Origin of the sequence: Streptomyces sp. HUAS YS2 (assembly GCF_033343995.1) — a bacterium.
Classification (GTDB): domain Bacteria; phylum Actinomycetota; class Actinomycetes; order Streptomycetales; family Streptomycetaceae; genus Streptomyces; species Streptomyces solicathayae.
This window is the reverse complement of the sequence record NZ_CP137573.1, coordinates 6251979-6264044: the sequence shown is the minus strand read 5'-3', so window position 1 is coordinate 6264044 and position 12066 is coordinate 6251979. Positions and strand designations below refer to the sequence as shown.

Annotated in this window: 9 protein-coding genes and 2 rRNA genes; 2 read left to right on the top strand and 9 right to left on the bottom strand. The window is 68.6% G+C overall.

Translation table 11 applies throughout. The features are described 5' to 3' along the window. Position 1: 1 nt before the first annotated feature. On the bottom strand, positions 2 to 331 hold the full coding sequence (locus R2D22_RS29025) for a hypothetical protein (RefSeq protein WP_318107639.1): 330 nt from the start codon (positions 329 to 331) through the stop codon (positions 2 to 4). A gap of 120 nt (positions 332 to 451) precedes the next feature. On the opposite strand from R2D22_RS29025, the gene R2D22_RS29020 reads away from it, so the two are divergent. Next, positions 452 to 799 (top strand): SCP2 sterol-binding domain-containing protein, encoded by a 348-nt coding sequence (locus tag R2D22_RS29020; protein ID WP_318107638.1) that lies wholly within the window; start codon positions 452 to 454, stop codon positions 797 to 799. Here the strand turns inward: R2D22_RS29020 and R2D22_RS29015 are convergent. From R2D22_RS29015 to R2D22_RS29000, 4 genes are all read right to left on the bottom strand, one after another. Next, positions 788 to 1702 carry an ABC transporter ATP-binding protein gene (locus R2D22_RS29015; protein WP_318107637.1) on the bottom strand — a complete coding sequence of 305 codons (915 nt, stop codon included), beginning with the start codon at positions 1700 to 1702 and terminating at the stop codon, positions 788 to 790. The two genes, R2D22_RS29020 and R2D22_RS29015, sit on opposite strands and share 12 nt — an antisense overlap. Further along, positions 1699 to 2718: a FecCD family ABC transporter permease gene (locus R2D22_RS29010; protein ID WP_318110052.1), complete on the bottom strand. Its 1020-nt coding sequence runs from the start codon at positions 2716 to 2718 to the stop codon at positions 1699 to 1701. The genes R2D22_RS29015 and R2D22_RS29010 overlap by 4 nt, the downstream gene beginning before the upstream one ends. An 89-nt stretch (positions 2719 to 2807) precedes the next feature. Continuing rightward, positions 2808 to 3860, bottom strand: coding sequence for an iron chelate uptake ABC transporter family permease subunit (locus tag R2D22_RS29005; RefSeq protein WP_411977168.1), 1053 nt, complete (start codon positions 3858 to 3860; stop codon positions 2808 to 2810). Positions 3861 to 4060: 200 nt separating this feature from the next. After that, positions 4061 to 5095 (bottom strand): HAD hydrolase-like protein, encoded by a 1035-nt coding sequence (locus R2D22_RS29000; protein ID WP_318107636.1) that lies wholly within the window; start codon positions 5093 to 5095, stop codon positions 4061 to 4063. 80 nt (positions 5096 to 5175) lie between these two features. Between R2D22_RS29000 and R2D22_RS28995 the strand changes: the two genes are divergently transcribed. Further along, positions 5176 to 6462, top strand: a complete 1287-nt coding sequence (locus tag R2D22_RS28995; protein WP_318107635.1) for a DUF1015 domain-containing protein — start codon at positions 5176 to 5178, stop codon at positions 6460 to 6462. Positions 6463 to 6536: 74 nt separating this feature from the next. Here R2D22_RS28995 and R2D22_RS28990 read toward each other — a convergent pair whose 3' ends face one another. The 4 genes from R2D22_RS28990 to R2D22_RS28975 all read right to left on the bottom strand — a co-directional run bounded on the left by R2D22_RS28990 (position 6537) and on the right by R2D22_RS28975 (position 12036). Continuing rightward, the gene (locus R2D22_RS28990) at positions 6537 to 7361 is read right to left on the bottom strand and encodes a tetratricopeptide repeat protein (RefSeq protein ID WP_318107634.1); all 825 of its coding nucleotides are present in this window, start codon (positions 7359 to 7361) and stop codon (positions 6537 to 6539) included. Next, positions 7346 to 8419 (bottom strand): hypothetical protein, encoded by a 1074-nt coding sequence (locus tag R2D22_RS28985; RefSeq protein WP_318107633.1) that lies wholly within the window; start codon positions 8417 to 8419, stop codon positions 7346 to 7348. Before R2D22_RS28985 ends, R2D22_RS28990 begins: the two co-directional genes overlap by 16 nt. Positions 8420 to 8698: 279 nt before the next feature. After that, positions 8699 to 8815: ribosomal RNA gene (gene rrf / locus R2D22_RS28980) — 5S ribosomal RNA — on the bottom strand. A gap of 106 nt (positions 8816 to 8921) precedes the next feature. Then, positions 8922 to 12036, bottom strand: a 23S ribosomal RNA gene (locus R2D22_RS28975). Positions 12037 to 12066 lie beyond the last annotated feature (30 nt).

The window sequence follows — 12066 nt, the reverse complement described above, 5'->3', positions numbered from 1 at the left end:
TTCAGCTCCTGTGGTCGTACGTAGGTGTCGGTCCCGGGCATGCCGCGGCGTCGAGCGAGGTCAGCTCGTCCCGCAGGCCCCGGTGTACATCCTCGTACACCTCGAGGTGTCCGTCCGCCGGGAGGTGGTCCGCGTCGGCCAGCCGCTCCAGGAGCGCGTCGACGGCGGCGTGCCCGGTGGGCGTGCGTACGACGCCGAGCGGCGCGGGCTCGGCGGGCTCGTGCCGGGCCTCCGCAGGCTCGACCGTCTCGGCGGGCTCGTGCCGGCCCTCCGCGGGCTCGACGGCGCCGTCCGAGCCGCCCACGCCGCCCAAGCCGTCCGCGTCAGGCACATCCTCATGTACGTCTCTACGCACGTGAGCGGGCCCGTGTTCACCCACACCCACGTGTTCCCGCAGCTCGTCGCTCATGCCCCGACGCTATCGCGAAGCCCTGAGGTACGGTCGACGGCGATGGCCACGATCGAGGAGTGCCGCAGCGCACTCGACAGACTTTCGGACAATCTCGCGCGGGCGAACGGCGACGTACGTGGTGCCGCGGCGCTCGACCGCACCCTCAGCTGCCACCTCACGGACCTCTCAGCCACTTTCACCGGCCGCCTCGCGGACGGCCGGATCGAGGACGTGGTCACGGTGTCCGGACCGCCGCCCGCGAAGGCGCAGATCCGGCTGGCGATGACCGGCGACGACCTGGTGGCGATGGTGGACGGCGAGCTGAACTTCGCGAAGGCCTGGGCCTCCGGCCGGGTCAGGCTGGAGGCCGGCTTCCGCGATCTGCTGCGCCTCCGGTCACTTCTGTAGCGCGGGCTGCTCCCCCGCCTCCACGGACCGCTCCCGCTCCTGCTCCCCCGCCCCGGCGGCGCGCCTGCGCGCCCCCCGGCCCGCCGGGACGACCAGCGGCGTCCCGGTCTCCGGGTCGTCGATGACCTGGCAGCGCAGCCCGAAGACCCGCTCGACCAGCTCCGCCGTGACCACCTCGGCCGGCGGGCCCTCCGCGACGACCTCGCCGTCCCGGACGGCGATGAGGTGGGTCGCGTACCGGGCCGCGTGGTTCAGGTCGTGCAGGACGGCGACGAGCGTCCGGCCCTCGTTCTCGTGCAGCTCGGCGCACAGGTCGAGGATGTCGATCTGGTGCTGGATGTCGAGGTACGTCGTCGGCTCGTCGAGCAGCAGCAGCGGCGTCTGCTGGGCGAGCGCCATCGCGATCCACACCCGCTGCCGCTGACCGCCGGACAGCTCGTCGACCATGCGGTCCGCCAGCTCGGCGACGCCGGTCGCGGCCATCGACTCGCCCACGATCCGCTCGTCCTCCGGCGACCACTGCCGCAGCAGGCCCTGGTGCGGGTAGCGGCCGCGCGCGACGAGGTCGGCGACGGTGATGCCGTCCGGCGCGATCGAGGACTGCGGCAGCAGGCCGAGCGTGCGCGCGACCTTCTTCGCGGGCAGGGAGTGGATGGACTGCCCGTCGAGCAGTACCCGGCCCTCGGCCGGCTTGAGCATCCGCGACAGGGCGCGCAGGAGGGTCGACTTGCCGCAGGCGTTGGGGCCGACGATGACCGTGAAGGAGTTGTCCGGGATCTCGACGGACAGGTCGCGGGCGATGACCCGCTGCTCGTAGGCGAGGGTGACCGCGTCGGCTCCGAGTCGCTGCCGCTGCGCCTGACCGTCCATGCCCGTACTCCCGTGCTTCTTGTCGTGGGTCATATCCGTCCCGCCTTGCGCTCGGTGACGAGCAGCCACAGCAGATAGCAGCCGCCGAGGACGCCCGTGACGACGCCGACGGGGAGCTGGCGGTCGCCGAACGCCTGCGTGGCCGTCCAGTCGGCGACCAGCAGCAGCACCGCGCCCATGAGGGCGGATGCCGCGAGGTTGGGTCCCGGGGAGCGCGTGAGGCGGCGGGCCAGCTGGGGCGCGCTCAGCGAGACGAAGACGATGGGGCCCGCCGCGGCCGTGGCCACGGAGACCAGCACCACGGCGGAGGCCATCAGCACGACGCGGGTCCGCTCGACGCCGACGCCCAGCGCGTACGCGGCGTCGTCGCCCATCTCCAGCATGCGCAGCGCGCGGCCGTGGCCGAGCACGACCGGCAGCAGCACGCAGCAGACCCAGAACAGCGGCCAGAATTGGGCCCAGTCGCGGCCGTCGAGGGAGCCGGTCATCCACACCGTGGCGCGGGTCGCGTCCACGAGGCTGGCCTTGGTGATGAGGTAGTGGATGACGGCGGTCAGCATGGCCGCCGCGCCGATGCCGACGAGGACCAGCCGGTAGCCGTGCACGCCGCGCTTCCAGGCGAGGAGGTAGATCACCGCGCCGGTGACCAGACCGCCGACGACCGCCCCGGCCGCGGCGGCGGTCGCGTCGCCCTGGAAGAGCACGATGACGGAGAGCGCGCCGACGGTCGCGCCCTGCCCGAAGCCGATGACGTCGGGGCTGCCGAGCGGGTTGCGCGAGACCGACTGGAAGACGGCGCCGCCCATGCCGAGCGAGACGCCGACCAACACGGCGACGAGGACGCGGGGCAGCCGCAGTTCCATGACCGCGAACTCCTGGACGGCGGTGCCGTCGCCGAGCAGCGTGGCGACGACGTCGCCGGGGGCGATGGGGAAGTCGCCGGTGCCGATGAGGACGACCGCGGCGGCGAGCGCGAGGACGAGCAGCGCGAGTGCGGAGACGACGGCCCGCGGCTCGTACCGCAGGGAGATCCCGCCGGCGGTCCGCATCGCCCTGGTGGAGGACGCCCTCCGGGTGTTGGTCCTGGCCTCGGTCTTGGTCTTGGTCTCGGTCTCGGTCTCGGTCGCCGGCTCGGTGCTCACAGCTTGGCCATCCTCTTGCGGCGGACGAGGTGGATGAAGACGGGCCCGCCGACGAGCGCGGTGACGATCCCGACCTGGAGTTCGGAGGGGCGCGCGACGATCCGACCGACGATGTCGGAGCCCAACAGGAGGACGGGCGAGAGGACGGCGGCGTACGGCAGGATCCACCGCATGTCCGGGCCGGTGATCGCACGGACGAGGTACGGGACCATCAGCCCGATGAACACGATCGGCCCGCAGGCGGCGGTCGCGGCGCCGCACATGAGGGTGACGGCGAGCATCGCGAGGAGGCGGGTGCGGTTGAGGTTCGCGCCGAGCGCGCGGGCCGTGTCGTCGCCCATCTCCATGGCGTTGAGCGGCCGGGCGATCAGCAGCGCGATGACGACGCCGAGGAGGATGAACGGCGCGACGCGCCGGACGGTCGCCATGTCGGCGGAGGCGAGCGAGCCGACGGTCCAGAAGCGGAGCTGGTCGAGCGCCGCGGAGTTGAGCAGCTGGACGGCGTTGACGTACCCGTACAGCGCTGCGGTCGCGGCGGTGCCGGCGAGGGCGAGGCGTACGGGGGTGGCGCTGCGGCTGCCGCCGAGCACGTACACGACGACGGACACCACAGCGGCTCCGGCGAAGGCGAACCAGACGAAGTCGCCGACGTCGGAGACCCCGAGGAACGCGATCGCGGAGACGACGGCCGCGGCGGCGCCGGCGTTGACGCCGAGCAGTCCGGGCTCGGCGAGCGGGTTGCGGGTGAGCCCCTGCATCACGGCGCCGGACAGCCCGAGGGCGACGCCGACGAGCAGCCCGAGGAGGGTGCGTGGCACACGCACGTCGTGGACGATGACGTCGTTGCCGACGCCGCTGTTCTGGAACAGTCCGTGCCAGACATCGCCGACCGGCACCGGTTTGGCGCCGACCATGATGCTCAGGACACAGACCAGCAGCAGGATCCCGACCCCAACGCCCAGTCCGACGGCCCGCCTCATCTGACGGCGCGTCGATTCCTGGACGACGGCAACCGGTTCCGCGCTCGCACGGGAGGGACTGTCGACCAACACGAGGTTAGGTTAGCCTACCCTCGCAACCTTGCCCGCCTCCCCGCGGCAGAGGCCCGGGGGCAACGCGCCCCCGGCCTCGAGGCAGGGCGGACGAACCACTTCGAGCACGACCGACGAGCACGACCGACGAGCACGACCGACGAGCACGACCGACCGGCCCGGCCTACGAGCGCGACCCACGAGCCCCACCTACGCGCTCACCACCCCAGGCGCCCCAGCGCCTTCCCCGCGTCCAGCCCGCAGACCCCGTCGCCCGCCGCCGTCCACGCCGCCCCGCACAGGGCGCGCAGCCCGTCCAGCGCGTCCCCCTGGCCGTCCAGTTCCAACGCCTCGTCCCGTACGGACGCGGTCCAGCCGCCGCAGCCGGCGCCGTCCGCCGTCGCCACGACCTCCGGCTGCCCCCGCAACAGCCCGCGCAGATCCGCGTCCACGTACGTCGGCCGGTGCTCCGGCGCCGCCGCGAGCAGCCGCGCGGCGTCCGTCACGCCGGTCAGCACCAGCAGCGAGTCCACGCCCCCGTTGAACGCGCCCTCGATGTCCGTGTCCAGCCGGTCCCCCACCACCAGCGGCCGCTTCGCGCCCGTCCGCAGCACCGTCTCCCGGTGCATCGGCGGCAGCGGCTTGCCCGTCACCCGCGGCTCCGCCCCCGTCGCGATCCGGACGACCTCCACCGCCGCCCCGTTCCCCGGCCCGATCCCCCGCGCCCCCGGGATCGTCAGATCCGTGTTGGACGCGAACCACGGCACCCCGCGCTCGATCGCGTAGCACGCCTCCGCGAACCGCCCCCACGGCAGCTCCGGCCCGCCGTAGCCCTGCACGACCGCCGCCAGGCCCTCCGTGTCCGCCGACTCGACCGGCACCAGGCCCCGTTCCCGCAACGCGGCCCGCAGCCCCTCGCCGCCGATCACCAACACCGGTGACCCGACCGGCACTTCCGCCGCGATCAGCCGCGCCACCGCCTGCGCCGAGGTGATCACGTCCGAGGCCGCCGCCGGCACACCGAGTTCCGTCAGGTGGTGCGCGACCGCCTCCGGGGTCCGCAGCGCGTTGTTCGTGACGTATGCGAGGTGCATCCCGCCCTCGCGCGCCGCGCCCAGCGCCGGCACCGCGTACGGGATCGCCTCCCCGCCCGCGTACACCACCCCGTCCAGATCCAGCAGCGCCGTGTCGTACGCCGTGCTCAGCGCCTCCGCGCTGCCGCTCGGCCGCTGCCTGCTGACCTGCTGTCCCATGGTTGCGCGCTCCTGACGACGTCGGTTCTCCCCGCTCCCCCGATCATCGCTCATGACCACGATCCACATACGATGTCGAAATGAACACAACAGGTCCCGCGGCCGACGACGTCCGCGCCGACGGTCTGCGTCTGATGCCCTTCCGGGGCCTCCGCTATGTACCGGAACGGGTCGGCAGCCTGGCCGCCGTGACCTCGCCCCCGTACGACGTCGTCGTACGCCCCGACGGACTGCACCACCTCGAGTCCGCGGACCCCCACAACATCGTCCGGCTGATCCTCCCGCAGGCCATGACCGCCGGCACGCGCCACCGCAAGGCCGCCGTCACCCTCGACCGCTGGCTCGCCGACGGCGTCCTCGCGCCGGACCCCGAGCCCGCCCTGTACGTGTACGAGCAGCGCAGCGGCGACCTGCTCCAGCGCGGCCTCATCGGAGCCCTGGAACTGTCCGCCCCGGACCGCGGCATCGTGCTCCCCCACGAGGACGTCATGCCGCACGTCGTCGAGGACCGGGCCGCGCTCATGCGCACCACGGCCGCCAACCTGGAGCCGCTGCTCCTCACGTACGTCGGCGAGGGCAACGGCGCCCAGGCCGTCATCGAACGGGCCATCGCACGCGAGCCGTTGCTCTCGACGACCACCGAGGACGGCTTCCACCACCGCCTGTGGGCAGTGACCGACCCGGCTGATCTCGCGGCCGTCGACGCCGACCTCTCCGGTCACCAGGCCCTCATCGCCGACGGGCACCACCGTTGGGCGACCTACCTCCGGCTGCGCGAGGAGCACACCTCCCCCAGCCCCTGGAACTACGGCCTGGTGCTCCTGATCGACACCGCCCGCTACCCGCTGCGGGTCCGCGCCATCCACCGCCTGCTGAACCGCCTCCCGGTCGCCGACGCCCTCGCCGCCCTGGAGGGCCGCTTCCGCGTCCGCCCGATCAACGGCCCCCTCCCGGCGGCCCTGGAGGTCCTGGCCGGCGCCGCCGCCGAGGGGAACGCGTTCCTGCTGGCCGGCGACGGCGGCTTCCACCTCGTCGACCGCCCGAACCCGGAACTGCTGGCGACGACGATCCGGCGAGACCGCCCCGAGGCCTGGCGGACCCTGGACGCGACCGTCCTGCACGCCACGATGCTGGACTACCTGTGGCACATCCCGGACGCCCCCGAGCACATCGCGTACATCCACGACACGGAGGCCGCGGTCGACCAGGCCGAACGGCGCGGCGGAACGGCGGTGCTCATGCACCCGGTCCGCGAGGAGGTCGTCCGCGACCTCGCGCGCCAGGGCGTCACGATGCCGCGCAAGTCGACGTCCTTCGGCCCGAAGCCGGCGACGGGCCTGGTCCTGCGGAGCCTGGCCCTGGACTGACGGACGGACCCCGAACGCGCCGGAGGGCGGCACCCCGTGATGGGTTGCCGCCCTCCGGCGTACGGGCTCCGGCGTCAGCGCTTGTCGTCCGCGTCCGCCTCGTCCGCCTCGTCGGCGGCGTCGGTCTCGACGACGGCCTCGTCGCTCTCGTCGGTGACGTCGACCGAGGTGGTGTCGGCGGCCACGGGGTCAGCCTCCTCCTCGTCGGTCTCGTCGGTCTCGTCGGTCTCGTCAGCCGCGTCCACGTCGTCCGCGTCGTCGTCGAGCTCCTCGACCTCGACGAACTCGACGCCGTCCAGCTCGGCAAGGCGGTCGGACGCGTCGGTCGCCCCGTCCTTGTCGGCCTCAAGCGCCTTGGCGAACCACTCGCGGGCCTCGGTCTCGCGCTCCGCCGCCAGCAGCGCGTCGGCGTAGGCGTACCGGAGACGCGCGGTCCACGGGTGCACCGCGGGGGACGCGAGCTCGGGGCTCTGCAGGGTCACGATGGCGGCGTCGAGCTGCCCCATGTCCCGGCGGGCACCGGCGGCGACAAGCCGCATCTCGACCTGCCCGGCCCGGTCCAGCTTCTGCACCTCGGGCTCGCCGGCCATCGCCAGCGCCCGCTCGGGCCGGCCCATGCCGCGCTCGCAGTCGGCCATGACGGGCCACAGCTCCACGCCGCCCGTCATCCGCCGGGCGGCACGGAACTCGGCCAGCGCCTCGGAGTACTTCTGCGTCGCGTAGGCGGCGAAGCCGGCGGCCTCGCGCACGGCGGCGACACGGGACGCGAGCCGCAGGGCGACGCGCGAGTACGCGTACGCCTTCTCCGGGTCCTCGTCGATCAGGTTCGCGACCATGACGAGGTTGCGCGCGACGTCCTCGGCGAGACCCTTGGGCAGGCTCATCAGCTCCTGACGCACGTCCGGGTCGATCTCCTCGCCCGTGACGTCGTCCGGGATCGGCAGCCGCTTGATGGGCTGACGGTCACCGCGGTCACGGTCGCGGTCGTCCCGACGCCCGTAGCCACCCCGGTCGTCGCGCCCGCGGTACCCACCGCGGTCGTCCCGACGGTCGTCACGGCCGCGGAACCCGCCACCGCGGCTGTCGTCCCGACGGGGCCCACGGGGCCGGTCGTCACGACGGTCGTCGCGCCGGTCGTCACGGCGGTACGAGGGCCGATCGTCACGGCGGTCGTCGCGCCGGTCGTCACGACGCTCCTCGCGACGGAACGACGGACGGTCGTCACGACGCTCATCACGACGGTCGTCACGACGGAAGCCGCCACCACGATTGTCATCACGCCGGTCGTCGCGGCGGAAGGACGGGCGGTCGTCACGACGGTCGTCACGACGGAAGCCGCCACCACGGTTGTCGCCACCGCGGTTGTCGTCGCGCCGGTCGTCACGGCGGAAGCCACCGCCACGGTTGTCGTCGCGCCGGTCGTCGCGCCGGTCGTCGCGACGGAAGCCACCACGATCGCGGTCGTCGTCACGGCGGTACGAGGGACGGTCGTCACGGCGCTCGTCACGACGGAAGGCGGGACGGTCGTCACGACGGTCGTCGCGCCGGAAGGCAGGACGGTCGTCACGGCGGAACCCGCCGCCACGGTTGTCGCCGCCACGGTTGTCGTCACGACGGAAGGACGGCCGGTCGTCGCGGCGGTCATCGCGACGGAAGCCACCGCCGCGGTTGTCGCCACCGCGGTTGTCGTCGCGCCGGTCGTCACGGCGGAAGCCACCGCCACGGTTGTCGTCACGGCGGTCGTCGCGACGGAAGCCACCACGATCGCGGTCGTCGTTCCGACGGAAGGAGGACGGACGGTCGTCACGACGGTCATCGCGGCGGTCGTCACGCCGGTCGTCCCGCCCGCGGTAGCCGTAGCCGGCGCCGCCGCCGCGGTTGTCGCCACGACGCTCGTCGCGACGGTCGTCGCGACGGAAGCCACCACCGCGGTTGTCGCCACCGCGGTTGTCGTCACGGCGGTTGTCATCACGACGGTCGTCACGGCGGTACCCACCGCCGCGGTTGTCATCACGACGCGGGCCGCGGAAACCGCCCCGCTCGCCACCGTCCCTACGACGCGGCTCGCGTTCCGGACGGTCGTCGGGAGAGTTGGTGGACATCGAGTGACTCCTGTCTTCTGGTACTGCTGTCATTCTCGCGCAGCCGGCACCCCGGCGCGCTTCGGAAAAGCATGGAAATACAAAAGGACCCCTGGTCCCAGCGTGAACGCTGGGACCAGGGGTCCTGAAGAATTGTTCGGCGGCGTCCTACTCTCCCACAGGGTCCCCCCTGCAGTACCATCGGCGCTGAAAGGCTTAGCTTCCGGGTTCGGAATGTAACCGGGCGTTTCCCTAACGCTATGACCACCGAAACCCTATCGGTTTCGAGCGAACAAGCACACTCTGTAGTTGTGTTCTAGCTCTAGAAACCAGCAACCGTTCGTTGCTTCAGAACTAACACAGTGGACGCGAGCAACTGAGGACAAGCCCTCGGCCTATTAGTACCGGTCAGCTCCACCCATTACTGGGCTTCCACATCCGGCCTATCAACCCAGTCGTCTACTGGGAGCCTTACCCTCTCAAGGAGGTGGGAATACTCATCTCGAAGCAGGCTTCCCGCTTAGATGCTTTCAGCGGTTATCCCTCCCGAACGTAGCCAACCAGCCATGCCCTTGGCAGGACAACTGGCACACCAGAGGTTCGTCCGTCCCGGTCCTCTCGTACTAGGGACAGCCCTTCTCAATATTCCTGCGCGCACAGAGGATAGGGACCGAACTGTCTCACGACGTTCTAAACCCAGCTCGCGTACCGCTTTAATGGGCGAACAGCCCAACCCTTGGGACCGACTCCAGCCCCAGGATGCGACGAGCCGACATCGAGGTGCCAAACCATCCCGTCGATATGGACTCTTGGGGAAGATCAGCCTGTTATCCCCGGGGTACCTTTTATCCGTTGAGCGACGGCGCTTCCACAAGCCACCGCCGGATCACTAGTCCCGACTTTCGTCCCTGCTCGACCCGTCGGTCTCACAGTCAAGCTCCCTTGTGCACTTACACTCAACACCTGATTGCCAACCAGGCTGAGGGAACCTTTGGGCGCCTCCGTTACCCTTTGGGAGGCAACCGCCCCAGTTAAACTACCCATCAGACACTGTCCCTGATCCGGATCACGGACCGAGGTTAGACATCCAGCACGACCAGAGTGGTATTTCAACGGCGACTCCACAACCACTGGCGTGGCTGCTTCAAAGTCTCCCACCTATCCTACACAAGCCGAACCGAACACCAATATCAAACTGTAGTAAAGGTCCCGGGGTCTTTCCGTCCTTCTGCGCGAAACGAGCATCTTTACTCGTAGTGCAATTTCACCGGGCCTATGGTTGAGACAGTCGAGAAGTCGTTACGCCATTCGTGCAGGTCGGAACTTACCCGACAAGGAATTTCGCTACCTTAGGATGGTTATAGTTACCACCGCCGTTTACTGGCGCTTAAGTTCTCAGCTTCGCCCTGTCGAAACAGAGCTAACCGGTCCCCTTAACGTTCCAGCACCGGGCAGGCGTCAGTCCGTATACATCGCCTTACGGCTTCGCACGGACCTGTGTTTTTAGTAAACAGTCGCTTCTCGCTGGTCTCTGCGGCCACCCCCAGCTCAGAGTGCAAGACTCATCACCAGACGTGGCCCCCCTTCTCCCGAAGTTACGGGGGCATTTTGCCGAGTTCCTTAACCATAGTTCACCCGAACGCCTCGGTATTCTCTACCTGACCACCTGAGTCGGTTTAGGGTACGGGCCGCCATGAAACTCGCTAGAGGCTTTTCTCGACAGCATAGGATCATCCACTTCACCACAATCGGCTCGGCATCAGGTCTCAGGCTACGTGCTGTCCGGATTTGCCTAGACAGCGCCCTACACCCTTACCCCGGGACAACCACCGCCCGGGCTGGACTACCTTCCTGCGTCACCCCATCGCTTACCTACTACCACCTTGGGTCAGCGGCTCCACCACTCCCCTTTGCCCGAAGGCTCCGGGGCGGCTTCACGGCCTTAGCATTAATGGGCTCGATATTGGGCGTTTCAAAGCGGGTACCGGAATATCAACCGGTTGTCCATCGACTACGCCTGTCGGCCTCGCCTTAGGTCCCGACTTACCCTGGGCAGATCAGCTTGACCCAGGAACCCTTAGTCAATCGGCGCACACGTTTCTCACGTGTGTATCGCTACTCATGCCTGCATTCTCACTCGTGAACCGTCCACAACTCGCTTCCGCGGCTGCTTCACCCGGCACACGACGCTCCCCTACCCATCACAGCGGGCGTTGGCCCTATTGCTGCAATGACACGACTTCGGCGGTACGCTTGAGCCCCGCTACATTGTCGGCGCGGAATCACTTGACCAGTGAGCTATTACGCACTCTTTCAAGGGTGGCTGCTTCTAAGCCAACCTCCTGGTTGTCTCTGCGACTCCACATCCTTTCCCACTTAGCGTACGCTTAGGGGCCTTAGTCGATGCTCTGGGCTGTTTCCCTCTCGACCATGGAGCTTATCCCCCACAGTCTCACTGCCGTGCTCTCACTTACCGGCATTCGGAGTTTGGCTAAGGTCAGTAACCCGGTAGGGCCCATCGCCTATCCAGTGCTCTACCTCCGGCAAGAAACACACGACGCTGCACCTAAATGCATTTCGGGGAGAACCAGCTATCACGGAGTTTGATTGGCCTTTCACCCCTAACCACAGGTCATCCCCCAGGTTTTCAACCCTGGTGGGTTCGGTCCTCCACGAAGTCTTACCTCCGCTTCAACCTGCCCATGGCTAGATCACTCCGCTTCGGGTCTTGAGCGCGCTACTGAATCGCCCTATTCGGACTCGCTTTCGCTACGGCTTCCCCACACGGGTTAACCTCGCAACACACCGCAAACTCGCAGGCTCATTCTTCAAAAGGCACGCAGTCACGAGGATCCGAAGATCCCGACGCTCCCACGGCTTGTAGGCACACGGTTTCAGGTACTATTTCACTCCGCTCCCGCGGTACTTTTCACCATTCCCTCACGGTACTATCCGCTATCGGTCACCAGGGAATATTTAGGCTTAGCGGGTGGTCCCGCCAGATTCACACGGGATTTCTCGGGCCCCGTGCTACTTGGGTGTCTCTCAAGCAAGCCGCTGACGTTTCGGCTACGGGGGTCTTACCCTCTACGCCGGACCTTTCGCATGTCCTTCGCCTACATCAACGGTTTCTGACTCGCCTCACAGCCGGCAGACTGTGAAAGAGAGATCCCACAACCCCGCATGCGCAACCCCTGCCGGGTATCACACGCATACGGTTTGGCCTCATCCGGTTTCGCTCGCCACTACTCCCGGAATCACGGTTGTTTTCTCTTCCTGAGGGTACTGAGATGTTTCACTTCCCCTCGTTCCCTCCACATGCCCTATGTGTTCAGGCATGGGTGACAGCCCATGACGACTGCCGGGTTTCCCCATTCGGAAACCCCCGGATCAAAGCCTGGTTGACGGCTCCCCGGGGACTATCGTGGCCTCCCACGTCCTTCATCGGTTCCTGGTGCCAAGGCATCCACCGTGCGCCCTTAAAAACTTGGCCACAGATGCTCGCGTCCACTGTGTAGTTCTC

Excerpts from the sequence above, each read along its gene's own strand:
- R2D22_RS29015 (WP_318107637.1), bottom strand. The coding sequence starts at position 1,702 with ATGACCCACGACAAGAAGCACGGGAGTACGGGCATGGACGGTCAGGCG.
- R2D22_RS29020 (WP_318107638.1), top strand. The coding sequence starts at position 452 with ATGGCCACGATCGAGGAGTGCCGCAGCGCACTCGACAGACTTTCGGAC.
- R2D22_RS29010 (WP_318110052.1), bottom strand. The coding sequence starts at position 2,718 with ATGCGGACCGCCGGCGGGATCTCCCTGCGGTACGAGCCGCGGGCCGTC.
- R2D22_RS28995 (WP_318107635.1), top strand. The coding sequence starts at position 5,176 with ATGAACACAACAGGTCCCGCGGCCGACGACGTCCGCGCCGACGGTCTG.
- R2D22_RS29000 (WP_318107636.1), bottom strand. The coding sequence starts at position 5,095 with ATGGGACAGCAGGTCAGCAGGCAGCGGCCGAGCGGCAGCGCGGAGGCG.